We start from the raw sequence: 24,263 nt of genomic DNA, 5'->3' as shown, positions 1-24,263 counted from the left end.
GGTGTTTGTTTGCTTCTTGGGTGCGCAGCACAATAAAAGAAGGGGGTTCAGTCAAGGCTTTTGGGAGGAAATCGGGAGGCTCTGCGACGTGGTTTTTACCGAAGGGCTAAAAACTAGGAAGTGGAAACCCTATTTGTGAGCAAAACCCGCTTGGCCTTGACGGGTTCCATAAGGGCCCTAGGAATTCCTTCCGACCCAGACCCGTGCGAGCGTACGGAAAGTTAAGCGAGCTAAGGGGATGGCGTCCTGATTGGAAGTCCTTGGGCACTGCCCTGTTTTTCGATGCCCCGAAAAACAACCAAAGGCTTCTTTTATTATGAACCCCTTAAAATCACCAGACCAACGACAGGGCTTTAGGAATCCACGAGCAAAGCCCCAAGAAGGGTTTGCCGGGGATGACGTGAAAAAGCACTGGACGTTGGGCTTCCTTGTTTGACCGATTCCTGATAGTATTTAAATGCTTTGATGACCGAACAAAAAAACTCCCGATACTTCAGGTACCGGGAGTCGATGTATTGGCAATGGCGATCCCTTCATGGGTTGTGCCCTCTTGATGACCGACCGGGACACTTAGGCCATGTCAAGGACGGTCTGGAAGAGTTGTTTGTCCAGACGCTCTTGACGTGAAAAGCTTCGTTTCAGGGTACCGTGCAATACGGCATTGAAGGCATTGTAGCCCAACCAGAGGTTTGGGGCAGTGCCCAACAATACGGCCTCATTGTCCAATATGTCGATGACCTCACGGGCCTTTTTGGACGGGTTTGCGTTCTTGTCGCTGCACTCATAACGGAACAGTTTGGTACGTTCCAGCACTTCCCTTACGAAGGTCTTGGTGTCCACCAGTTCGACGGCCATCATTTGGCTGAACCTGTCGGAGATGGTATAGAACTCGTTGTCCATGAACTTTTTGAACAGCCCCTCCATCTCGGGCATGATCAAGTGGGCGCCGTTGGTGCTGTGCTTGATGGAAAAGGCAATCTCTGCCTGTGCCACGTGCAGGCCATTGGAGCATACTTGGCGGTAGAACCCAAAATGTCCCGAGGTGCGCTCGCTCCCATCGTAGGAGTTGGTAAACCGCAGCATCGGCAGAATGGTATCCTCTCCATTGCCCACCGAGAACTGGGAGCTGTCGGAAAGGATAAAGTCCATGCAGAAGGTACGGTCCGAGCGGTTGATGGTCTGGCGGTGGTAGTCAAGACCCGCATCGATGAGCATCTGTTCCGCTTTTTTGAAGAAAAGCTCGTTGGCGATGTGCCCATAGCTCTTGGACACAATATTGACAATCTTGCCATTGCTGACAATGGCGCGTTCCAGCCCTTTACGGGAGGGCATTGGGGTCAGTTCATTTAACGGTCTTACCTGGGTCGGTACGAAGACCTCGTCCTGTTGCAATCTGTCTAAATACATAATCATTGGATTTAAGGTTAAACAATATTTGCATGGAAATCCAAACGGGAGGCAGGCTGTGGAGCGGCAAGGAAACGGAATAAAAAGCGATTGGCGGCTTTATGCCGTCCCTTGTCCGGTGACAGGATGCGACGTTTACCTTGGTGCAAAGGATTGGTCGGGGTGTTGGGCCATGGTGTCATTCAAAGTGGAAAACCATATGATCTGAACCACTTGGGTAAAGACCCGAGTATAAAAGTTTGTTCCGATGTTTTCGATTTATCCCAGCAAAGTGAATCAAGTGGTGGGTTGAGCATATATATCTTAGGCTTTAAAATCAAGGATCATTGATAATCCAAAAAAGCTTATCCAACCAGAATACTAAGGAAAAGAACAAAAACTCCAATAGAAGATCATTCGTTTGGATTCCATCCTTAAGAAAAACGGTCGTGGATAGAAATTACATATTTAAGTATTTGCTTAAATTATTATATACATGTAACTTTGTCGGAAAGAATACATATGAAATTTGAAACCAGTTGTATCAGGGCAGAAGCCGACCATGTTCAAATTCTTCGCTGTAAAGAAGATTTGAACGCTGTATCAACTTCCATTGAAGCCATAAGTAAAATTATGGCACTGGCCGGCAATGAAGTTAGGTTTAAGATATTGTTTTTGTTACAGCGGGAAACTGAATTATGTCCTTGCGACTTTGCGGATATTCTGGAAATGAGCGTTCCCGCTATTTCCCAGCACTTACGTAAGATGAGGGATGTAAATGTCATTTCCACCCGTAGAGAAGGTCAAACTATCTTTTATAGTATTTCAAAGGAAAACCAAGCGTTCTTGGCTGCTATTTTGAGCAATGTGGTCTCTGAAAGGAAAATTGCATAACATGAAAAAAACGATGACATCCAACCGAATGGCATTTACTGGATTATTTTCAGCTTTCGTGGCCTCACTGTGCTGTATCACCCCTGTCTTGGCTCTGCTTTCCGGCACTACTGGAATTGCTTCCACATTTTCTTGGATAGAGCCGTACAGACCTATTTTAATGGGTGTGACCGTTTTGATTCTTGGATTTGCGTGGTATCAAAAATTAAAACCACGTCCACAGGATATTGATTGCGCCTGTGAAGATGATAGACCTAAGTTCATACAATCCAAGACTTTCCTGTTTTTGATTACCATTTTTGCAGGTATAATGTTGGCATTCCCTTACTATTCACATATGTATTATTCCAACTCCAATGTTGAAAAGCAAGTCGTATTTGTATCTGAAAGTAACGTAAGTGAATTGACTTATTCCATAGAGGGAATGACATGTGCAGGTTGCGAGGCCCATATTGAAAACGAGGTCAACAAACTAGAGGGCATTTTGGAAGTAGATGCAAATTATGGGACATCCCTGACTGTCGTAAAGTTTGATAACAGTAAGGTAAGTGCCAATGATATAGCATCTGCCATTAAAAAAACCGGATATAAGATCATCGAATAATGAAAACTGTGTTAGAATCCACCATTACGTGTCCCAAATGCGGACACCGCAAGAAAGAACTGATGCCGACCACGGCTTGCCAATTCTTTTACGATTGTGAAAATTGCAAGGAGGTTTTAAGGCCAAAAGCGGGCGATTGCTGTGTCTTTTGCTCGTATGGCACCGTTGCCTGTCCATCCGTTCAGGAAGGCTCTCTATGTTGCGAGTAAATTTGAAAAATTATTTGGGGACCACCCTGGGAGCCTCATTACTTTGTCACAAAATTCAAAATCAATGATACCACGAGATTTAAGCAAGGACATAAAAACGAGGTTGCAAAGTATCAATGGGCAAATAAGCGGTCTCGTTAAAATGCTGGATGAGGATACGGACCCGGAGAAGATACTGATACAGTTCAAGGCAGCCCAGAAGGGACTGGAGAAGGCCTACTTCCTGTTGCTTGACGAAACCTATCGAAAGGCACTTGCCATCAAGATTTCAGAAACCGTGGAAGCCTGCCCTGGGAATTGTGGCAATGAAGACCGTATTGAATTTATCAGGAAGCAGTTCCCTAATCTGGAATTGGACAGTCTTACGGACAAAATGAAGGAAATAGCCTCCCTTAAGGCCAAACTGGAAGACTATAGGGACAAATAAACTTTACCAAAAAGCAATACGATCAATGGCCCAAAAAAAAGGGACATTTTTTTTTAATATTGTTTGGAGACCACCCTACCCTCCTTCCTACATTTGATTCGTTGTTTGGATCCGATGACAATGGAAAGAAGAAATAAACAATTCAAAAACAGAAAGATGAAACGTCAAGTAGAAGTTTTTACCGCCAATTGTCCGATCTGTGACCCTGTCGTCGAAATGGTTCGGGAACTGGCTTGTGATGAATGTGAAGTAACCACATACGATTTGGTTGAGCAATTCAGCGATAAGACCTGTCTCGCTAAGATGAATGAATACGGAGTACATAAAATACCGGCGGTTGCGGTCAACGGAAAATTGTTGGATTGTTGTAAGGACTCGTCCATTACCAAAGAAAGGTTGACGGAGGCGGGCATTGGACAGATCTCATAAAAACCAGCTAAAAATGATTGTCAAAAAAATCACGAAGTTACCGGCAAGAATCAACTATCTGGTATTGATATTCCAATTGGCTTTCACGGGGGTAGCGGTGGCTCAAGGCCACGGCCCCTTGTATGGTCTACAGACCCCGACCCTTGCCAAGGGCGGAGTGGATCTGAATGTGGCTGGTATGACCCTAAGCACGGAAGATGAAACCTTGTATATGTTGCGTTATCTATTTTCCTATGGAATTACCGAAGATTTGCAGGTCAATTTGACCACACCGACAATGATCGGGCGTTTGGATAACGCACCGAGGACCCGGGGCAACAGCAATATGCCCGCAAACGGAGATATCGAGGCTTCTCTTTGGTACCGTTTTTTTTCCAATGCCTTTGGTGTGGGCAAGCGCTTTGAGTCAACCGCTGTTTTTGGTGTTTCCACACCTACCGATGATGTACGCGGACAGGTCAACGTCGGCCAATCCGTACACGCCGCCATTTCAACTGGCTATGCTTCACGGACCTGGTATGGATGGCTCGGGGGAGGATACCACTATTATTTCGGGAAAAACGGCGAACAATTGGGGGATTTGCCCTATGCCTCTGCCGTTGTGGGGTATCGCCCCAATATTTTTATGGGTGATTATCCAAAACCCGATTGGCGCATTTTCATTGAATCGTTGGCCGAGTTTCCCGGTGAGGCCATCTATGAGGGAAACCTGAACGATTCTGGCACGAGAAGCACGAAGGTTCTGGTCGGCCCATCTTTTTTGGGACTGTACGGTGCATGGGGCATATCCTTTGGCGCTATGTTCCCGGCGGTACAGAACCTGACTCCAGGAGCTGTAAGGGAAAAATACCGAGTAGCGATAAATCTGAGCTATTGGTTATAGATAGCGATAAATTTTTAAAAAGTTGAGTATGATGAAAAATAGTGTATTGGTGATAATAATGGTCTTGTTGGTTGTGGGCACTCTAAACGCCCAGATAACCTACGTGGACCAGGAAGTGTACGGGATGGATTGTGCCCCTTGTGCCTATGGCCTGGAACGGGGACTGAAAAAGATGGACGGTCTTCAGAAGGTCCGTGTCAGTCTCAATGATGGAAGGGCCTATCTTGACCTGGCCGCTGAGAACGAACTCACTTTGGGGGCCATTCAAGAGGAAGTGAAAAAGAACGGGTTTTCCGCTAAAAAAGCAGCGGTGACCGTTTCGGGCAAACTAAGTAAAGAAAATGGCCAATGGTTGGTAGCCACCCCCCGGGAACAATTTTTGGTGTCGCAGGCCACTTCTACAGAATATCTTGAAAAAATGACGGAGGGCAACGTCACGGTGAGTGGCACGGTGGACGATGTGGAAGATGACAATCTTCCAAGCCAATGGATACTTACGATATCAAAAATGGAACGGATTCAATGAGGACCACTTTAAAATTGATGTTGAGCACAAGCTTGCTTACCTCTTTTCTACCCCTGATGTGCTGTCTTGTGCCCGCATTTTTATCGTTCGGGGCAGGATTGGGAGTTTTGGCCGGAAACTTTGAATGGCTGCATCCCGCACAATCCTATCTGAGCACCTTTTCGGTAGTTGTTCTTGGGATCGCCCACTACAAAAATTTCAAAGGTTCAAGAAAGTGCAACAAAGGGAAACCGTGCGAAAATACCGTTGGCAAATGCAGTATCAATTCATGGTCTTTATGGACGGTTACCTCGCTGGTCCTGATTTTTATCGTCTTAAACTACTTATATGAATTCTAAACTAGTTAGTGTCCTCTCAATTGTTTTCTTGGTTCTTTTCATATCCGGTTGTGAGAGGCACAAAAAACAGTGGCAGCTTGAACGAAAGATTACGCTTCCCGAAGAATCCCGTCCCTTGGCGTTGGCAAAGGATAGGGATGTCATCTGGTTTACGGACCCCGATTATTTCCGGCTGTATAAAATAGACCTGAACGGAAAAGTATTGGATTCCATCACGGGCATCCAACGACCGATGAACATCCATTTTGAAAAGGGTACACTTTATATTCCAGAGTTTTTGACCGATTCCATTTGGAAATATAAAAATAGCAGGTTAAGCCCCATGAAAATAAATAAGACTCCACAGGCACCGGCAGGTGTTTCCGTATATGGGGACACCATTTTGGTCGCTGATTTTTATAACCATCGTATTATTGTGGAGACCCCTAATAAAAGTTTTACCATCGGTAAACAGGGACATAAGGATGGGAAACTATACTATCCTATAGATGTAAAGATGAAAAACGGCAAGGTTTACGTGGCTGATGCCTATAACCACAGGATCCAGATTTTTGATTTTGAAGGCAACCATATTGCCACCATCGGACAAAATGAGAAAATAAACGTGGCTTCAGGAATTGCTTTAAACGTCAATGAATTGGCCATCACCGACCAAGAAAATAGTCGGGTATTAATTTTTGACCATCAGGGCCAACTGCTTCAGATATTGACAGAAAACATCGTATATCCAACTGATGTTCTGTTCGACAGGAACAAACTTTACATCACAAATTTTAAGGAAAACTCAATTTTAATCTGGTCTTTAAGATAGTAATGTATCACTGGTTCCTTAAAAAAATACTTTACGTAACAATAGCATCTTTTTATGAAAATATTTGGTCTATTCTTTCTAAAAAATATTATTGCAGGGCACCTTTAATCGGTTTGATAGGCTAAAGGATTATCAAATCTTGCACCACCAAATAGAGGATATATACCGAATGGAGTTCCGTTAGAAGTTATGTGCTACTCTGAAAAATTGAGCGTTCAACTAAAAATTTACTGAAATCAAGGGGCAATTTTCCGATTTGCTTTCTTGGGACGCTCAGGAATCCAAGCTTCCAATAATCAGGCTCTTCATTTCTTTCAACTCTTTTATTTTCTTATCGATCAACCTTACCTTTTCAAGCATTTTTTGTGATACATTCTCACACGCAGCTGTATTGAATTCCAATAGCCCCAAAAAATCTGAAATCTCATTTAAGGTAACCCCAAAGCCTTTCATTTCATCATTGACAAGAAGTTTTTCCAAAGTTCCATCGGAGTAATTCCTATAACTGTTGCATTCATCTTCCTTTGAGACATCGGCATCAAACCCTTCTTTTATAAAAGCATATGGTATCACCGGAAAACCTTGTTTTCTTGGACAACTGGCCCATTTGCATATACCTTAAAAATAAAGTCTACATTTCGCTTGACCGTTGACTATACTCCACGGTCTATATTTGTAAAGAAAACTTAAAAAATAATGAGCACAAACATCGCATACAAAATCCAACCACTTAAAATTGTAGGTGTTCGCAAACATTCTGTTTATTTGGTCTTTTTAAGTATCTCTTTTCTGGATTCGTTGCGTTTCATAAAATGTTTAATTTATGGGGCTGTATTTCTATAAGTCCCTTTATTAAAAGACCTATTGCCACTTCATTTTCTGCAATCTAACGGCATTGAGGATAGCAAGCAGCGCAACACCTACATCAGCAAATACGGCTTCCCACATCGTGGCCAAGCCACCAGCACCGAGAATGAGGACAATGACCTTGACCCCAAATGCAAGCCCAATATTCTGCCATACGATTCTTCGCGTTGAACGACCAATTTTTATTGCTCTTGCAATCTTACTCGGTTGATCGGTCTGAATGATAACATCGGCTGTTTCGATGGCGACATCACTTCCTAAACCACCCATCGCAATACCTACATCACTTGCTGCTAAAACGGGTGCATCATTAATACCATCACCGATAAAGGCTACTTTGGTTTCGGGTTGCTTTTTGAGCTCTTCAACCTCATTGAGTTTATCTTCAGGTAACAAACCACCTTTTGCCCAATCGATATTTAACTCTTTTGCAACCTGTTGTGTAATTGAGTCTTTGTCGCCTGATAGCATTATAATCTTTGAAATTCCCGAATCTCGAATTTGTTTAATGGCTTGGTGCGCATCATCCTTCAGTTCATCTGCAATGGTTACATAACCTGCGAATGTTCCATCTATGGACACCATAACGATGGATTCTACAATACCATCTGTTTCCGAAGGGACTTCTATGCCATTTGAGGTCATCAAAGCTTTATTACCTACCAATACCGTTTTCCCATTGACCGTTCCTTTTAAACCTTTTCCTGCAACTTCTGAAACATCGGTCGCCTCGTAATCCGAACCGTCTGCTTTATATTCGAGAATCGCTTTTGCAATAGGATGGGTAGATTGCTCTTCCATTGCCATCAAGTACTTCATAAATTCGGCTTCCTCAAATGTGATGGAATTGATTTCTTTGATTTTAAAAACCCCTTTGGTAACGGTTCCTGTTTTGTCCATTACGACCGTGTTTACTTGGGTCATTGCATCTAAAAAGGATGCACCTTTAAAAAGAATACCGTTGCGGGATGCCGCACCCAAACCGCCAAAATAGCCCAGCGGTATAGAGATGACTAAAGCACAAGGACAGGATATCACAAGGAATATTAATGCTCGATAGAGCCAATCCCTAAAAACATAATCATCTACAAAAAAGTAAGGTAGAAACGTCAGTCCGATGGCAAGGAATACAACGATTGGCGTATAAATCCGAGCAAATTTTCTGATGAACAGTTCGGTCTTTGATTTTCTGGCAGTTGCATTCTGTACCATATCCAGAATTCGTGCAATGGAACTATCCTTGAATTCCTTGGTCGTCTCGATTTCGATTACACCATCAAGGTTGATGCTTCCAGCAAAAACGGTATCGCCTTTAGCAATTGTATCAGGTTTGCTTTCGCCTGTCAAGGCAGCAGTATTAAAAGAACCCTTTTCAGAAAGTATAATGCCATCAAGAGGAACTTTTTCGCCTACACGTACCTGTATCTTTTCACCGATTTCAACAGTCTCGGGATTTACTGAAACAAAATCACCATCACGATAAACCAAAGCCTCATTTGGTCTTACATCGAGTAAGGCTTTTATATTTCCCTTCGCACGGTTAACGGCCGCATTCTGGAACAGTTCGCCCACAGCATAAAATAACATTACGGCTACGCCTTCTGGATATTCGCCGATAGCGAACGCCCCTAAAGTGGCTATGGACATCAAGAAAAATTCGGTAAAGAAATCACCATTTTTAATACTTTTCCAGCCTTCTCTTATCACCGGAAAACCAACAGGGATATAGGCTACCGTGTACCATACTATGCGAATCCATCCTTTGAAGAAAGGAAACGCATCAAAGTAATCAATAGCGATTCCGGCTATCAACATCACAAAGCTGAAAATAGCCGGTAGATAGGTTCTAAAATTTGAAATTTCTTCAGGGCTGCTATGGTTATGGCCATCGTCGTGACTGTGCTCGCCTTGTTGTTTTTTTGGTTCTAAGTCACGTAAGTTTATTTTTTTCTTTTTCATATGTTCTAATCAAGTTTGATATCATTTTAAAAACTACTTCGATAATTTCAATATTCTCAATGCACCGCGCATTACAAAAGTGAAAACGATGCCGCCAATCACTAAATCGGGCCATTTACTATTCAGAAAATAAACCAGCACCCCAGCTACTATAACACCACCATTAACAATAATATCATTGGATGTAAAAATGGCACTTGCCTTCATATGAGCCTCTTGACTCTTTGCCTTGTTGATGAGCCAGAGCGATATCAAATTACCTGCCAATGCGAAAATTGAAACGATAATCATCCATTGAAACAAGGGTGTTTCGGTATTGCTAAAAAACCTTCTCAAGACCTCTGCAAACCCAAGTGTTGCCAATGCCATCTGAAAGTATCCGCTGTATTTCGCAACCTTCTTTTTTCTTGAAATGGCACCGCCTACCGCAAATAGGCTTAATGCATATACGATGGAATCTGCCAGCATATCTAATGAGTCTGCCACAAGACCCATCGAAGAAGAAATCCAACCGGTGGTCATTTCGATAACGAAAAAGCCAAAGTTGATGCCCAAGACCCACCATAGGATTCTTTTTTGTTTGGATTGGTCTTCCATTACGGGTGGTTCGGCTTCTGTGGTTCCTTCTAAGGAATCCCCAAGTTTTAAGCTGGCTATAGACGTTTTTATCGCCTTGACGTCGTCCACGTGATATACTTCCAATTTTCTGTTTGGAATATCAAAATCCAAGTGTTTTACTTGAGCATAAGACTCTAACTTCATCCGAATCATCTGCTCTTCTGAAGGGCAGTCCATTTTAGTTATTATAAAAGTGCTTTTTTTCAAAATCAATCTAATTTGTTCGTTTGTTTATTAAAGTAAATTACTGCTGCATTTTTCGCATATTCCCGTAACCACGAGATTAACATCCTCTGCCAAATATCCATCTGGCAAATTGATATGCGGGATTTTTTGTTCCGTTAAACAAACTGTTTCGTCACAGTTAGTGCAATGAAAATGTAAATGCAAATCCTGTTCTATTTCACAATTACAGCCTTCTTCACAAAGTGCGTATTTAGAGATTCCAGTTCCGTCATCTATGTGATGCACCACGTTTTTTTCTTCAAACGTTTTTAGGGTTCGGTACAATGTGGTTCTATCCGCTTTTGCGAAAGCATTCTCAATATCAGTCAGGGCGATGGCGGCATCCCTATCGGCCATATACTTATAAATCAAGATGCGCATTGCGGTGGGACGCACGTTATGGTCATTTAATGTTTTTTCAATTTCAGTCATTTTGTGCGGTGTTATAATTGATATTTTTAGCTTTATTGTAGGCTTCATAGCCTTCTTTTGCAGCGTACGGAACGATAAGTAATGCCGCCACAGGATCTGCCCACCACCAGCCTAACCAGTTGACCAATAGCAATCCTATAAGTACGACCACGGTTTGGTATAAGCAAATAAAGGTGTCTTTAGCATCAGCCAGCAAGGCTGGACTGTCTAATTTCTTTCCATACTTTCTTTTGAAATAGATCAGGATAGGATTTACAACCAGGGAAACCAATAATATAATCAGTCCCATCGTGCTCCAGTTTGCGGTTTCTTTATTTATAAGCTTTGTAATGGAATCGTAGGAAATGAAAATACAGATGAGCGTAAAGGAAACTGCAATTACGTTTAACGTGATTTTTTGTCTTCGTTTTACTTTTTCTTCATCGATACCTTTAATCTCGCCGTGTAGTCGCCAGCCTAATGTTCCCGCACTAACCACTTCAATCGTGCTGTCCAATCCCCAACCTATCAGAGCCGAACTATTTGCCGTAAATCCAGCAATAAGCGAGACCGCAACTTCAATAACATCGTAGATGACGTTCCAAATCTGTAAGGTTCTTGCTACTTTTAAGTTTTTCTTTCTTTTTTCTTTCATTCCATTTTAATCATCGTCACCAAGTTCCCCTTTTTTCATCTCTCCCATAAGGTAATAGGCATTATTAAAGGCAAAATGAGTATTTGGGTCTGGGGTTTCAAAAAAACGTATGGCTATCCAGTCACCATCCTTCTCGCCCGTAGTGACTTCTACTGGTATAAAACTCCAAGTGTTGCCTTCCCTTTGCGCTTTAAACACATAATCCCTACCACCTTCTGTAATAATGGCACTTTCTGGTAATGCGGTTTCAGCGGTTTCATCGTTATCAACTTCAATCCTACCTTTAATGTACATTCCTGAGATAAGACCACCACCTTTGTTCTCAATTTCTGCGTGTACGTGCACCGCTTTAGGATCTTGCTCGAAGGTTTTTCCTACTGAATAAATTTCGGCAACGAGTTCCGTTCCTGGTCTTGATTGAACGCTAAATCGTACTTGTTGACCTTTTTTTACCCTATCAACATCTTTTTCGAAAACCATTAAATCTGCGTGTACGTGGTCTGTATCTACTATTTCCATTAGGTTGGTCTGTGGCTCCACATATTGTCCAGTTTTTATAAAAACTTTTTCTACAACCCCTGCAATGGGACTGCGCAATGCAACACGCTGGTAGATAGTGCCATTGCGCACGCCATTCACATTGATGTTGTACTGTCGCAATTGTGCTTCCAGCCCGTTTACCATTGCGGTAGATGACTGATAGTCTGCCGTTGCCTTTTGGAAATTCATACCAGATGCCACACCAGCTTCATAAAGCCTTTTTTGACGTTCGTATTCTTGTTTTAAAAACCGACTGTTGCTGTGTGCATTTAAGTAATCGCTCTGTATCTGTATGATGCTGGGATGTGAGAGATAGGCAACCGCTTGATTTTTTTTCACTTCATCACCTTCTATTACTTCTATGGATGCCACATTTGCTCCTGTTATGGCGGTAATGGATGCTTCGTTTTGGGGTGGTACTTCCAGCGTGCCATTTGTTTCTACATAACCGCTCATATAACGTTGTGAGAGCGTGTCAATTTCCATCTGTAAGGCTTCAAACTGCTGTGCCGTGAGCATTACTTCCTTAGCTTCGCCTTCCATATTATCTTCTTCATCTTCCCCTTCAGAGTGATTTTCTTCTGTTTCAGAATGGGTGGCTTCATCGTGGCCATCTTCAGTTTTTGACTCGCCACAGCTGAATAATGTCAATGCCATAAGCATTGTGGTAATCGGTATATATTTTAATTTTTTCATCTTTTTTTAGTTTTGGAAATATTGTAGTTTAAACAAGGCTTCTAAATAATTATCGAGTGCGTCCAGTGCATCCATTTCGGTCTGTATGGCATCACGTATAATTTGCGTGAATGCTGCATAATCAAGCGCACCTTCTTTGTAGGCGAGCAATGCGCCTTTGCGCTGGTCTATGGCAAGTGGCAGAGCTTCGGTTTTATAGAAAAACCAAGTATCTCGCCATCGTGTATAATTTTGCTGTGCTTGTGTATATTGGGATTGCAGCTCGCGTTGTTTGAATGCGGCATTGGTTTCTGCAATCTGTGCATCCAGTTTAGCAGCTTTTGCGCGGCTGCGGTCTGGGCCAGAAAACAGCGGTATGGAAATCCCTGCCTGATAGGTGTAGAAACCACTATCGCCATTTACACGTTGCAGGCCACCTTGCAGATTAAACTGGGGCAGTAAGCTTGCCCTTGCTGCATCATAGCTTGCTTGTGCTTCGTCTATACGCTTTCGCGAAAGCGATAACTCGGGATGTTCATCCAATGTATCATCAGTCTCTAACACCGAAATTTCGGTAGCTTCAAATTCATCAGCTACGGTGTACATCGTATCTGGTGTCAACCAAAGATTGAGTTTTTGTAATGCGATTAAATAATCTGTTTCTGCCTGCTGAAACCTGTTGGTTATCTGTAACGCTTGATTGCGCGCAGCAGCATATTCCAGTCTCGAAATGGCTTCGACTTCAAAATTGAGTTCTACAGATTGTGCAAATTGACCATAAATGCTGTCCAGTTCTCGATAAAGAACAAATTTCTTCTTTGCCTGAAAAGCTTCTGACCAGGCTTTTTTGACTTCCAGTTCTATCTGGATTTCAGATAGGTCAAAAGCTGTTTCGGCTAACTGGATGCGTTGTTGTTGCAAGCGTTTTTTGGCACCTATTCCCAATAGATCAATATTTTGTTGACCGATACCTATCAAGGTATAAATGCCCTGACCATCTGCCACTTCTTCGCCACCTGTAAATACTTTAGTATTACCGAAGTCATAGGCATTGCCCGTGAGTGCGCTCTGTCTTTCTATTTCGAGTTGGCTCGTCTTGAGTGCTGGATAATTCTCTTTGGCAATTTCTACAGCCCGAGATAAGGTAATGGGTGTAATGCTATCCTGAACAATGAGGTCTGGCACAGGTGCTTGTGTTTGTTGCGCTTTCGCCAAAGCGGTACCACCTAACATAAAACCAAGTATTAAAATCGTGGTCAATGCTTGCGGATTAAACGAACCAATCTTGTTCTGGTCTTTGCGCTCACGTCGCTTTTCTATAAAGATATAGAGTACAGGAAGTACTATCAACGTGAGTAGGGTGGCCGTAAGCATCCCACCAATAACTACCGTAGCGAGCGGTTGTTGCACCTCTGCACCGGCTGATGTGGAAAATGCCATAGGTAAAAACCCAAAAATATCTGTGGTAGCCGTGAGCATAATGGGGCGAATACGTTCTTTAGTCCCTTGAAATATTCTATCCTTTATGCTTGTAACACCTTCTTCCTTTAAAGAATTAAATCGGTTAATAAGTACCAGCCCGTTAAGAACTGCGACACCAAATAGCACAATAAATCCTACACCTGCCGAAATACTAAATGGCATATCTCGAAGCCATAAAGCAAACACACCACCAATGGCCGCCAAGGGTATCGCGATGTAAATCATTAGCGATTGTGAAAAGGATTTTAAGGCAAAGTATAACAGTACAAATATCAAGAACAGGGCGATGGGCACAACAATTGTTAAACGATCCTTAGCGCTTTGTAGGTTTTCAAACTCTCCACCATAGGTAATATAATATCCTGATGGCAAGTCCAGTTCTTCATCTAACTTTTGTTGTATATCTTTTACAACAGACTCCACATCTCTGCCTCGTGCATTTACACCTACATAGGTTCTTCTATACGTATTGTCACGTGAGATTTGCATAGGTCCAGGCACGTATTCAATCTCTGCTATTTCAATAATGGGTACCTGGCTTCCATCCTTAAGATCGATGTACATCGTGCGCAGGTCATCAATACTTTTTCTATGGCTTTCATCAAATCGTACCACCAGATCAAATCGTTTCTCGCCTTCAAAAATGACGCCAGCGGTACCACCTGCAAAAGCAGTACTTATGTAATCATTTACTTTTTGAATATCCAGTCCATATTGCGCCATTTTATCTCGTCTGAACTTTACGGTCATTTGTGGTAGTCCAGCTGTACGTTCTGCACTCACATCGCCCGCGCCAGGAACGGTCTTTATAATAGCTGCCATTTCCTGAACCTTGTCTGATAACACCTCTAAATCTTCGCCATATAGCTTTACTGCAATATCCTCTCTTACGCCTTCTAAAAGCTCATTAAATCTTAATTCGACCGGTTGGGTAAATGATAAATTAACCCCGACGAGTTCATCATCCAGTTTATCCCTTATGGCTTCAATCAAACCTTCTTTAGTAGAAGCAGTTGTCCACTCGTCCATATCCTTATTGAGAATGATGTACATATCTGCAATATCCATAGGCATAGGATCTGTAGGTATATCTGCCACACCTATACGTGCTGTTACCGTTTTAATTTCAGGAAAATTTTCTAATAGGATAGTTTCTATTTTCTTTGAAACTTCAATGGATTCTGTGAGCGAGCTTCCTGGTCTTATAAACGCCTGCATTGCTATATCTCCTTCATCGAGCTGCGGCACAAATTCTCCACCCATATTAGAAAATATAAAACCAGCAATAATAAGTAGAACAGCAGAAGATGATAACACGATAAGCTTAAGCCGCAGTGCACCTTTTAATAATGGCTTATAAGCACTATGTATAGCACCAATAATTTTATCACTTATCTTTTCAAGCCAACGCTCAAATTTGCCAAACCAGCTTTTGGTGTTTTGAACTGGTTTCATAAAAAGCGCAGACATCATTGGGACATAGGTAAGACACAGAATAATTGCACCTATCATAGCAAAACCAAAGGTGTATGCCATCGGTTTGAACATTTTACCTTCTACACCTGTAAGGAAAAGTATAGGTGTAAAAACTATAAGGATAATGATCTGCCCGAAAAAAGCAGAACCCATCATCGTGGTTCCGGCATCATAGGCTACTTTATCCATTACGCCTTGATTGAATTTTAGCTTTCCAGACCTAATCCGTTTTTGGATCTCATACACCGTTCCTTCTATAATAATCACGGCACCATCTATAATAATCCCAAAGTCTATAGCTCCCAAGCTCATTAAGTTTGCCCATACATTAAATTGCTTCATTAATATAAAGGCAAAAAGCAAGGACAACGGTATGGTCGTGGCCGTTATGATGCCACCTCTTAAACTACCCAACAATAAAACAAGGGCAAATATCACGATTAGGGCGCCTTCCAGTAAATTGGTTTTAACGGTATCGGTCGTTCTGGCAATTAGCTCACTACGATCAATGATAGGGGCGATAGTGAGACCTTCTGGCAGGGATTTTTCAATTTCTGCCATACGATTCTTAACATTTTGAATAACCGCATTAGGGTTTGAACCTTTTAGCATCATTATTATTCCTCCCACGGCTTCCTTACCGTCTTGCGTAAAAGCACCATAACGTACCTGATTCCCAAAATGGACGCGTGTTGCAACATCTCCAATAGTTACGGGAATGTTGCCCTCGTTAATAATCGAAATATCTTTAATGTCTTCCAAAGAGCGAATAAGACCTTCACCTCTTATGAAATTTGACATTTTATTTTTTTCTATGTAAGCACCGCCTGTATTCACATTGTTCCGAGCGAGAGCCTCATACACTTGTGAAATACTAATACCCAAACTATTCAACTTATCTGGGTTGACAGCGACCTCGTACTGTTTAATACTGCCTCCATAAGAGTTGACCTCTACCACGCCTTCCAGTAATGTGAGTTGTCGTTTGATAACCCAATCTTGCACGGTGCGCAGTTCCATAGGCGAATACTTGTTTTCAAAACCCTCCTCTGGCTTTATAGTGTATTCATAGATTTGACCTAAACCAGTAGAGATGGGACCCATAGATGGACTTCCAAATTTTTCAGGGATAGATTCGCCCAGTTCGTTTAGTTTTTCCTGTACCAGCTGTCGAGGAAGATAGGTTCCCATATCGTCTTCAAAAACGATAGTAACTACGGAAAGGCCAAAGCGTGAGATAGATCTTATTTCTGTAACGCCTGGTAAATTACCCATAGATAGTTCTACGGGATAGGTTACGAACTGTTCAATATCTTCCGTTCCCAGATTGGGCGATTGCGTGATGACCTGCACCTGATTATTGGTAATATCTGGGACAGACCCAAGGTTTACTGTTGCCATTGACCAAATGCCAACTCCTATAAGAGTCAACGTGAACAGACCAATGATGAATTTGTTATTGATTGAAAAATCAATGATTCTGTTAATCATAGATTAATGTATTAATTCAGTTAAAAAACGAGTTTGCGTTTTCGCGTAGCAAAAACATAGTTGAGCATTCCCATTAGGAAAACTTCAAAAAAGGATATAGTTATCCTATGAAAACTGAATTATGCCCGAGGTGGCTGAAAAAGGGAATGGGGAATATCTTTGCCAAGGTCATCGAAATGGGCAAAGAATTCTTGAGGAATAGCAGGCTGTAGCGGTTGAAATGCAACAAGCCCAAAATTTATCGTGTGAACGTGACAACAATGACATTGACAGAAAGGCGAGCATAACTCACAGTCTTGGTCGTGGTCGCCATCAATATCAATTACTGTAACAACTTGGGTATCATCGGCACTATTTGTCGCATCGCTACAAGGCACTACATTGAGTGCCAAGAAATAAAACGATAAAATGATTGCTACGATTGCTACAACTTTCACAATGCAAAGATAAAAATATTTTGGTGCAACTGTGTTGCAAATGATTTTTACAACGAATCAATCACACTTCCGCAAGTCAACATTGCATCGCCATAGTATGGATTTCTTATTTCTTCTTCCATACTTAACCATACCGCACCTTTATTGTTATTTGCCATAGGGCATTTCTGAATGTAATAATTTGTCGAGTTTTCTATGCTCATTGCAATAGGCACGATATTCTCGTTTAGAATGACGAAGTGAGCGCGCTGGTTTTCCAGATTATCATTGTTTGCAATGGCATCCAGCATCTCAATACTTTTGGTTAAATGTTGTTTTTCCATCGTACCTAAATCATCAGTCGATATTGCTTTTAATTTTTCTGATGTCGCTTTCGCGAAAGCGGAAACTTGACTTGCATCGCTTGCTACAAGGGCATCTTTCATTTTGAGATATGATGGTAATGCTTTGTCGAAATCAGAACTAAACGCATTACTGAAACTCATTTCCATATCACCCATCATAGCCGATTCATCCTGCATCATCTGCTGATTCATCATTGATTTTTTACCCTGTAATTGTGCTGCTGCATCTACCGTAAACGTTCCATTGGTAACAATTTCATCGCCGTTATCTAATCCAGCCGATAATTGGTAAGTTTCGCCAGAGCGATTGCCCAAGGTTACTTCGCGCATTTCAAATACAGGCTCGTTAGGATTGGTTTTTACATATACCAATGAGCGCTCGCCCGTCCATAGTACAGCACTTGCAGGAACAGAAAGTGTATTTTCCATAGTTTGTGTTGCCCCTTCAACCTTACCTGTAACAAACATTCCTGGCTTAAATAGGTCTTCTCTATTTTGAAGCGTTGCCCGCACCGTTACCGTTCGTGTCGCATTATTTAAAATTGGGTCAATAAATGAAATTGTTCCCTCAAATTCTTTGTTTGGAAAGGCGTTAGTCGTGATATTGATTTTTTGCCCAACGTTGAATTGTGCTATTTGATTTTCATAGGCATCAAATTCTGCCCAAACCGAATTGAGGTTGCTCAACTTTAAAATAGGCTGTCCTTGATTTACATAATCGCCCTGTGCTGCCATTACTTCTGAAACCGTTCCGGAAACCGTTGCATAAATCCGGAAATTCTCACGTACCGTTCCACTTTCTTCTATGGCATTGATTTGCGTATCTGATAGTTTCCAGTTTTTGAGCTTGCTGCGAACAGCTTTGTATAAAGCTGGTTGCGATTCCTTAAGTGATGCTGCGGTAATCAGTTCCTGCTGTGCCGCTACAAGGTCTGGTGCGTAAATGGTTGCCAATAGCTGACCACGGTTTACTTGCTGACCTTCATAGTTAACGTTGAGTTGTTCTATCCTACCTTTGAAATAGCTGGATTGTACGGTATTGTTTTCTTCGTTTGCCGCTATTTTTCCCGAAAGGGATATCATCCCATCATCATCGCCAGCTTTTGCATTTCCTACAATAGTAGTCTGGATATTTGCTAACGCCATTGCGTTTTCAGTCATTTTTATCTCGTTTGCAGCGAGACCATCTGCACCAGCTTCAGCAGGGATTAAGTCCATTCCACATATTGGGCAATCACCAGCTTCGGGTTGCATAATCTGTGGGTGCATAGAGCACGTCCACATCTGTTCTGCGCTCTCGCCAGAGTGGTCGTGGTCGGACATATCAGACGTATCCTTATTTGCTGCATTGTCTGAGCTATTTCCAAAAATGAGCCAGCCTGCGCCCAAACCTATGATAACGGCTATTACTATATATAAAATGTTCTTTTTCATATTCATAATTTTATTTTCCTAATTTCAAAATATTAAGAGCGCCACGGACAACTACTATAAAAACGATTGCGCCTACAATCAAATCAGGCAATCGTGAGCCAGTCCATAGTACCAAAACCCCAGCAACAATAACCCCGGAGTTAATGATAACATCATTTGATGTGAAAATCATACTGGCCTGCATATGGGCTTCCTTACTTTTAGATTTTTGAAGAAGAAATAGACATAGCCCGTTGGCCAATAGCGCCAATATTGAGACTATAATCATTGTTTTAAAATCCGGAACTTCGGTTGGATTTATAAACCTTCTCACTATTTCTACAATTCCTATAACCGCAAGAAGTATCTGAAAATAACCGGCAGTGGTCGCTATTCTTTTTTTAAGTAGTTGGGAACCGCCTACTGCAAAAAGACTTAAACCATATACAAATGAATCTGCCAGCATATCCAGACTGTCTGCAACAAGCCCCATTGATTTTGAAATCAATCCTGTAGTCATTTCAATGACAAAAAACATAAAATTGATAATCAAAACTGACCACAGTAGCCTACTCTGGTTGCTTGCTTCTTCCGCAATTACTTCATCGGTTGGTTCTGAGGAAATCAATTCTTCATTAAACTTCAGGTCTGCAATGGCTTCCTGAATTTCTTCCAAGTTGCCATTATGGAAAACCGTAAGTTTTCTGTTGGGAATATCGAAATCCAATTTTGAAATTCGACCAACTGAATCCAACTTCATCCGAATCATAGATTCCTCAGAAGGACAATCCATTCTCACTATTTTGAATATTGATTTATCCACTTTGTTTTACTCGTTTTCTAAACGCTCAATCATCGCCTTCATTTCAGCAATTTCCCTACGTTGCGCTTTAATGATTTCTTCAGCCAATTTTTTGACTTCAGGGTCTTCAATATCTGCTCGTTCACTTGTTAAAATTGCAATGGAATGGTGTGGTATCATTGCTTTCATCCAAAGTACATCGCCCACGGTGGATTTTTGGTCGCGTACCAGTCCCAATGCACCTACAAAGAGAACGATACTTCCCAAGACTATGGCAATATTCTTTTTTTTGTTTTGATACATACCGCGCATTGCTACAAACATTATAATGGCCATGGCAGCGATACCGAGACAGACCATATAGAAACGCGTAAGGCTGAACCATACATGGTCCCATTCATAGGTGTTTAAATACATTGTAATATACATTGCTACAAAAGAGCAAGCGAGCATCGCTACAAAACGTGTGTAATGATTTTTTGATTTTCCTGAATTTGTGTGTTCGTTTGCATCCATAATTTTTGGTTTTATTTGTTACCAATTATTTAATTTTCTTTTTCAGTTTTCTGATTGATGGGGAACTGATATACCATAAAACGAAACCGCTTAAGACGGTTATCAATCCCAAAAGTGAAAATGCCCTTAACAACAATGTGTTGAAATTATCCCTTCCCTGATAATCCATTGTATGGGTCATCCAAAGAAAATCAAACCAGCGCCAATCCCTGTGTCTCACCGTTTGAAAAGCGCCATTTTCAACCGCCACATAGGCTTTTAAATTTTGTGGTGTCTCATACGAGATTTCATAAGCTGGAAGTGGGCGACCGCGATATTCGTGATGTGGCCCTACAGAATCGACTAATTGAATTTGTACTATTTCCAAATCGTTCAACATATACCTACTTGCAACTTGTTGTGCCTCTTTTTTAGAAATTCCATTTTTCCTTTGCCCCGTTTTTGCATTATAAAGCCGTGCTTCATTAATCCAATAGTAAGGTTCATTTGCTATTTCCAGTAGTTCCAAAGATTGGACGGGTTCTTTTATGGCCAGTTGGGATGTGCCGAGCAAATTATCAAAAGAGGTCTGCACAGGTGCCGCTTTCTTAAAATGGTCGCCGTGTATCTCGTCAATGTCCGTCCAGCTGAAATACATCCCGCTAATTGTCCACATCAAAAACTGAACACCTAAAAAAACACCCAAATAGCGGTGTGCTTTTCTAATCCATTTCGCTGTTTTTCTGTTCACCATTTTACTTTATTTCAAAAGGAAATCCAATCGTGACTTTTTCCCAACCCATTGAGATTTTTCCTGAAGTCTCTGTTGTTTTGTTTACTTTATACTCTAAATGTTCCTTGATTTTTTCGGAAATTTTAGGTGTTACTTTAAATCGTAATACATCATCATTTTCAGTATAGTCGTCCTTACCGTGTTGGTTCCAATTCCTGTTGAAAATGACAGTCCATTCTTCTTCATTCGGAATTACAAAAAATCCATATTTCCCGGCTTTCAATACCTTGCCGTCAATTTCTAAATCCTTATTTGTTTCCAACCAAGTAGCCATATGGGCACCAGCCTGCCAGACTTGGTCGTACGCCAACAGTCCACCGAAAATAATTCTATCCCTTACGCCTGGCGACGAATAATCTATATGGATATGAGCATCACCTATCATCGCCATTGCCGATGTATGTGGACTTAGGGTTTTTTTGTTCTCAGATTTAGGTTCACTCTGGGTATGATCGTGTTCTGTCTCTATTTTGGGATTGTTCTTTTCTTCGTTTTTACAACCGATGACAACAACTACCAATAGGATTATCAAAATTTTATATTTCATAAGTATTCAATTAGTTGGATTATATGTTTTTACTTTTTAGACGTAATGAGTTGGCAATTACCGAAACCGAACTAAAGCTCATTGCCAAGGCCGCAATCATTGGCGATAAGAGTATTCCGAAAAACGGGTACAGTAGTCCTGCTGCAATAGGGATACCCAGCGTGTTATAAATCATTGCAAAAAAGAGGTTTTGTTTGATATTGCGCATTACTGCATCACTTAGGTTTCTTGCCTTTACGATACCGTGTAAATCGCCTTTCACCAAGGAAATGGCTGCACTTTCAATGGCAACGTCCGTTCCTGTTCCCATTGCGATACCTACATCACTTTTAGCGAGTGCAGGTGCATCGTTTATTCCGTCGCCTGCCATTGCAACCACTTTACCCTGTCCTTGTAATTTCTCGACTTCTTGTAATTTGTTTTCCGGTAGCATACTTGCTTGAAAATCGGCAAGGTTAAGTTCATCTGCGACAGCTTTGGCTGTATCGTGATTATCACCAGTAAGCATAATGACCGCAATTCCCTTATTCTGCAAATCCTTGATAGCTTTTGCACTCGTTTCCTTGATTTTATCACCTATGACCACGTAGCCTACAACTTGACCTTCTACAGCGAGATAGGAAACCGTTTTCCCTTGTTTTTGGTAGGATTGTGCCTCGTTTTCCATAGCTTCGGTAAGTGTGGCATTGCCCTGTTCCATCATTTTAGCATTACCCAAGGCTACTTTTTTATTGTTCACTTTACCTTCAACGCCTTTTCCAGTAACTGCGTTAAATCCATCTGCTTTTAAAAACTCTGCGTTTTGTTCTTTTCCATATTTTACGGTGGCTTCCGCCAGCGGATGTTCACTTTGGCTGTTCAAGGAAACAATGTATTGTAGTACTTCGGTTTCGGTAAAACCCTTCTCAAAAGAACCCACTTTCTCAACTGTAGGTTTTCCTTCGGTTATCGTTCCGGTCTTATCGACAATGAGAGTATCTACCTTATCCATTTTCTCAAGGGCTTCAGCATTCTTGATAAGCACCCCATTTTGTGCGCCTTTACCAACACCGACCATTACGGACATAGGTGTCGCAAGCCCCAAAGCACACGGACAGGCGATAATTAATACGGCAATCGCATTGACCAAAGCATAAACATAGGCTGGCTCTGGGCCCCAAATCGCCCAAACGCCGAATGTCACAGCAGCGATGATGACCACGATTGGCACGAAATATCCCGAAACGGTATCGGCCAACTTTTGGATGGGTGCACGGCTTCGACTGGCATCATTGACCATCTGTATAATCTGTGATAACAGGGTGTCAGACCCAACCTTTTCAGCTTTCATCAAGAAGGACTGATTGCCGTTGATAGTTCCGCTACTTACTTTATCATCTACTGATTTGTTTACAGGAATGGGTTCGCCTGTAATCATCGATTCATCGATGGAAGTTTCGCCTTCGGTAATAACGCCATCCACAGGAATCTTATCGCCCGGCTTCACACGTAGGATATCGCCCAATTCAATTTCATCGATGGCCACTTCCTGTTCTTCCCCATCAACTACCTTTATAGCCTTGTTAGGTGCCAATTTTAAAAGTTCCTTGACTGCGGAATTGGTCTTGCTATGCGCACGAGCTTCGAGGACTTGACCAAGTAGAACCAAAGTTAGAATCACCGTAGCAGCCTCAAAATAGACGTGAACCGTACCGGCTTCGGTCTTGAATTGGTCAGGGAAAAAATCGGGTACGAGCATCCCGAACACGCTGAAGAGCCAAGCAACGCCAGCACCGATACCGATAAGCGTAAACATATTTAAGTTCCAAGTCTTTATACTGCGGTAGGCACGTTCAAAGAACATCCAAGTAGCGTAGAATACCACAGGAATAGAAAGCGCAAATTGAATCCAGTTCCAATATTTTAATTCTAAAACATCATATAAGGGGTTGTTGGGCAGCATTTCGGACATTGCAATGATAAAAATGGGCAATGTGAAAGCGACCGCTATCCAGAACTTTTTAAGAAGTTTTTTATAGGTCTTTTCCTCTGCGGATAAATCGGGTTCCATAGGCACTAAATCCATCCCACAAATTGGACAGCTTCCCGGTTCATCCTTAATAATTTCGGGATGCATCGGACAGGTATATTGGGTGTCGGAAGTAGCCGTTAGGTTAACTTCTTCAACCAAATCCATTCCGCAAACAGGACAGTCGCCTGGTTTGTCGTAAGTCTTGTCGCCCTCGCAATGCATCGGACAGTAAAATGTTCCCGTTCCTTGACCTTTGGGTTTCTCAACTTTCTTCTTATCGTGGGTATGCTGATGTTCGCCATTTTGATGGATACTGTATTGCCCACCATCGGCTTTAAGCGCCTCTTGAAATTTCTCTATTGGAATATGGGATTCCATTTCTATGGTCGCTTCGGCTTTTTCTAAATCAACTGTTACTTTTGAAACACCATCCACTTTAGACAGCGTTTCCTCTACGTGACTTCGACAACCATTGCAGGTCATTCCGTGTATGTGGTAGGTGTGTTTCATTTTAT

23 protein-coding genes are annotated in these 24,263 nt (G+C 41.8%); 8 read left to right on the top strand and 15 right to left on the bottom strand.

Annotation, left to right across the window (positions count from 1 at the left end):
• Window positions 1-570: 570 nt before the first annotated feature.
• The gene (locus EO130_RS02000; protein WP_127139853.1) at window positions 571-1,407 is read right to left on the bottom strand and encodes a DUF932 domain-containing protein; all 837 of its coding nucleotides are present in this window, start codon (window positions 1,405-1,407) and stop codon (window positions 571-573) included.
• A 501-nt stretch (window positions 1,408-1,908) separates the two neighbouring features.
• Between EO130_RS02000 and EO130_RS01995 the strand changes: the two genes are divergently transcribed.
• The 8 genes from EO130_RS01995 (at window position 1,909) to EO130_RS01960 (ending at window position 6,507) form a co-directional block, all read left to right on the top strand.
• A complete protein-coding gene (locus tag EO130_RS01995; protein ID WP_127139852.1) occupies window positions 1,909-2,280 on the top strand; it encodes an ArsR/SmtB family transcription factor in 372 nt (123 codons plus the stop codon).
• Between the two features lies 1 nt (window position 2,281).
• A complete protein-coding gene (gene merTP / locus EO130_RS01990) occupies window positions 2,282-2,884 on the top strand; it encodes a mercuric transport protein MerTP (protein WP_127139851.1) in 603 nt (200 codons plus the stop codon).
• Entirely contained in the window at window positions 2,884-3,093 is a 210-nt protein-coding gene (locus EO130_RS15575) for a GDCCVxC domain-containing (seleno)protein (protein WP_127139850.1), read from the top strand. Before merTP ends, EO130_RS15575 begins: the two co-directional genes overlap by 1 nt.
• A 64-nt stretch (window positions 3,094-3,157) precedes the next feature.
• On the top strand, window positions 3,158-3,520 hold the full coding sequence (locus tag EO130_RS01980; protein WP_127139849.1) for a metal-sensitive transcriptional regulator: 363 nt from the start codon (window positions 3,158-3,160) through the stop codon (window positions 3,518-3,520).
• A 156-nt stretch (window positions 3,521-3,676) separates the two neighbouring features.
• Window positions 3,677-3,949, top strand: a complete 273-nt coding sequence (locus EO130_RS01975) for a thioredoxin family protein (RefSeq protein WP_127139848.1) — start codon at window positions 3,677-3,679, stop codon at window positions 3,947-3,949.
• Between the two features lie 13 nt (window positions 3,950-3,962).
• Window positions 3,963-4,832, top strand: a complete 870-nt coding sequence (locus EO130_RS01970) for a hypothetical protein (protein ID WP_239057500.1) — start codon at window positions 3,963-3,965, stop codon at window positions 4,830-4,832.
• Between the two features lie 28 nt (window positions 4,833-4,860).
• On the top strand, window positions 4,861-5,358 hold the full coding sequence (locus EO130_RS01965) for a heavy-metal-associated domain-containing protein (RefSeq protein WP_239057499.1): 498 nt from the start codon (window positions 4,861-4,863) through the stop codon (window positions 5,356-5,358).
• 327 nt (window positions 5,359-5,685) lie between these two features.
• Window positions 5,686-6,507, top strand: a complete 822-nt coding sequence (locus EO130_RS01960; RefSeq protein WP_127139847.1) for an NHL repeat-containing protein — start codon at window positions 5,686-5,688, stop codon at window positions 6,505-6,507.
• A gap of 273 nt (window positions 6,508-6,780) precedes the next feature.
• Here the strand turns inward: EO130_RS01960 and EO130_RS01955 are convergent, their stop codons facing one another.
• The 14 genes from EO130_RS01955 to EO130_RS01890 form a co-directional block, all read right to left on the bottom strand.
• Entirely contained in the window at window positions 6,781-7,080 is a 300-nt protein-coding gene (locus EO130_RS01955) for a MerR family DNA-binding protein (RefSeq protein ID WP_127139846.1), read from the bottom strand.
• Between the two features lie 288 nt (window positions 7,081-7,368).
• Window positions 7,369-9,333, bottom strand: coding sequence for a heavy metal translocating P-type ATPase (locus EO130_RS01950; protein WP_127139845.1), 1,965 nt, complete (start codon window positions 9,331-9,333; stop codon window positions 7,369-7,371).
• Window positions 9,334-9,366: 33 nt separating this feature from the next.
• The gene (locus EO130_RS01945; RefSeq protein ID WP_206513105.1) at window positions 9,367-10,158 is read right to left on the bottom strand and encodes a cation efflux transmembrane domain-containing protein; all 792 of its coding nucleotides are present in this window, start codon (window positions 10,156-10,158) and stop codon (window positions 9,367-9,369) included.
• A gap of 27 nt (window positions 10,159-10,185) precedes the next feature.
• Window positions 10,186-10,608 (bottom strand): Fur family transcriptional regulator, encoded by a 423-nt coding sequence (locus EO130_RS01940; RefSeq protein ID WP_015361364.1) that lies wholly within the window; start codon window positions 10,606-10,608, stop codon window positions 10,186-10,188.
• Complete coding sequence (locus EO130_RS01935) at window positions 10,601-11,242, bottom strand: cation diffusion facilitator family transporter (protein ID WP_116216549.1); 642 nt, start codon at window positions 11,240-11,242, stop codon at window positions 10,601-10,603. The genes EO130_RS01940 and EO130_RS01935 overlap by 8 nt, the downstream gene beginning before the upstream one ends.
• 6 nt (window positions 11,243-11,248) lie before the next feature.
• A complete protein-coding gene (locus EO130_RS01930; RefSeq protein ID WP_127139843.1) occupies window positions 11,249-12,478 on the bottom strand; it encodes an efflux RND transporter periplasmic adaptor subunit in 1,230 nt (409 codons plus the stop codon).
• 6 nt (window positions 12,479-12,484) lie between these two features.
• Window positions 12,485-16,906, bottom strand: coding sequence for a CusA/CzcA family heavy metal efflux RND transporter (locus EO130_RS01925; protein ID WP_127139842.1), 4,422 nt, complete (start codon window positions 16,904-16,906; stop codon window positions 12,485-12,487).
• A 119-nt stretch (window positions 16,907-17,025) separates the two neighbouring features.
• Window positions 17,026-17,343, bottom strand: a complete 318-nt coding sequence (locus EO130_RS15660; RefSeq protein WP_127139841.1) for a DUF6660 family protein — start codon at window positions 17,341-17,343, stop codon at window positions 17,026-17,028.
• A 47-nt stretch (window positions 17,344-17,390) separates the two neighbouring features.
• On the bottom strand, window positions 17,391-19,121 hold the full coding sequence (locus EO130_RS01915) for an efflux RND transporter periplasmic adaptor subunit (RefSeq protein WP_127139840.1): 1,731 nt from the start codon (window positions 19,119-19,121) through the stop codon (window positions 17,391-17,393).
• A 10-nt stretch (window positions 19,122-19,131) separates the two neighbouring features.
• A complete protein-coding gene (locus EO130_RS01910; protein WP_206513104.1) occupies window positions 19,132-19,923 on the bottom strand; it encodes a cation diffusion facilitator family transporter in 792 nt (263 codons plus the stop codon).
• Window positions 19,924-19,929: 6 nt separating this feature from the next.
• Window positions 19,930-20,418 (bottom strand): DUF305 domain-containing protein, encoded by a 489-nt coding sequence (locus EO130_RS01905; protein WP_127139838.1) that lies wholly within the window; start codon window positions 20,416-20,418, stop codon window positions 19,930-19,932.
• A gap of 25 nt (window positions 20,419-20,443) precedes the next feature.
• Entirely contained in the window at window positions 20,444-21,151 is a 708-nt protein-coding gene (locus tag EO130_RS01900; RefSeq protein WP_127139837.1) for a PepSY domain-containing protein, read from the bottom strand.
• Window position 21,152: 1 nt separating this feature from the next.
• The gene (locus tag EO130_RS01895) at window positions 21,153-21,737 is read right to left on the bottom strand and encodes a DUF2911 domain-containing protein (RefSeq protein WP_127139836.1); all 585 of its coding nucleotides are present in this window, start codon (window positions 21,735-21,737) and stop codon (window positions 21,153-21,155) included.
• A 19-nt stretch (window positions 21,738-21,756) separates the two neighbouring features.
• Window positions 21,757-24,258, bottom strand: a complete 2,502-nt coding sequence (locus EO130_RS01890; protein WP_127139835.1) for a heavy metal translocating P-type ATPase — start codon at window positions 24,256-24,258, stop codon at window positions 21,757-21,759.
• Between the last annotated feature and the right edge of the window lie 5 nt (window positions 24,259-24,263).

The sequence above is a fragment of the Flagellimonas marinaquae genome (assembly GCF_003992675.1).
Classification (GTDB): domain Bacteria; phylum Bacteroidota; class Bacteroidia; order Flavobacteriales; family Flavobacteriaceae; genus Flagellimonas; species Flagellimonas marinaquae.
The sequence above is the reverse complement of the archived record's forward strand: the minus strand, read 5'-3'. Positions and strand labels throughout refer to the sequence as shown.

Coding starts and splice junctions, on each gene's coding strand:
- EO130_RS01900 (WP_127139837.1), bottom strand. CDS start 21,151: ATGGTGAACAGAAAAACAGCGAAATGGATTAGAAAAGCACACCGCTAT.
- EO130_RS15575 (WP_127139850.1), top strand. CDS start 2,884: ATGAAAACTGTGTTAGAATCCACCATTACGTGTCCCAAATGCGGACAC.
- EO130_RS01925 (WP_127139842.1), bottom strand. CDS start 16,906: ATGATTAACAGAATCATTGATTTTTCAATCAATAACAAATTCATCATT.
- EO130_RS01995 (WP_127139852.1), top strand. CDS start 1,909: ATGAAATTTGAAACCAGTTGTATCAGGGCAGAAGCCGACCATGTTCAA.
- EO130_RS01980 (WP_127139849.1), top strand. CDS start 3,158: ATGATACCACGAGATTTAAGCAAGGACATAAAAACGAGGTTGCAAAGT.
- EO130_RS01915 (WP_127139840.1), bottom strand. CDS start 19,121: ATGAAAAAGAACATTTTATATATAGTAATAGCCGTTATCATAGGTTTG.
- EO130_RS01970 (WP_239057500.1), top strand. CDS start 3,963: ATGATTGTCAAAAAAATCACGAAGTTACCGGCAAGAATCAACTATCTG.
- EO130_RS01930 (WP_127139843.1), bottom strand. CDS start 12,478: ATGAAAAAATTAAAATATATACCGATTACCACAATGCTTATGGCATTG.
- EO130_RS01965 (WP_239057499.1), top strand. CDS start 4,861: ATGATGAAAAATAGTGTATTGGTGATAATAATGGTCTTGTTGGTTGTG.
- EO130_RS01895 (WP_127139836.1), bottom strand. CDS start 21,737: ATGAAATATAAAATTTTGATAATCCTATTGGTAGTTGTTGTCATCGGT.
- EO130_RS01940 (WP_015361364.1), bottom strand. CDS start 10,608: ATGACTGAAATTGAAAAAACATTAAATGACCATAACGTGCGTCCCACC.
- merTP (WP_127139851.1), top strand. CDS start 2,282: ATGAAAAAAACGATGACATCCAACCGAATGGCATTTACTGGATTATTT.
- EO130_RS02000 (WP_127139853.1), bottom strand. CDS start 1,407: ATGTATTTAGACAGATTGCAACAGGACGAGGTCTTCGTACCGACCCAG.
- EO130_RS01950 (WP_127139845.1), bottom strand. CDS start 9,333: ATGAAAAAGAAAAAAATAAACTTACGTGACTTAGAACCAAAAAAACAA.
- EO130_RS01905 (WP_127139838.1), bottom strand. CDS start 20,418: ATGGATGCAAACGAACACACAAATTCAGGAAAATCAAAAAATCATTAC.
- EO130_RS01960 (WP_127139847.1), top strand. CDS start 5,686: ATGAATTCTAAACTAGTTAGTGTCCTCTCAATTGTTTTCTTGGTTCTT.
- EO130_RS01890 (WP_127139835.1), bottom strand. CDS start 24,258: ATGAAACACACCTACCACATACACGGAATGACCTGCAATGGTTGTCGA.
- EO130_RS01935 (WP_116216549.1), bottom strand. CDS start 11,242: ATGAAAGAAAAAAGAAAGAAAAACTTAAAAGTAGCAAGAACCTTACAG.
- EO130_RS01975 (WP_127139848.1), top strand. CDS start 3,677: ATGAAACGTCAAGTAGAAGTTTTTACCGCCAATTGTCCGATCTGTGAC.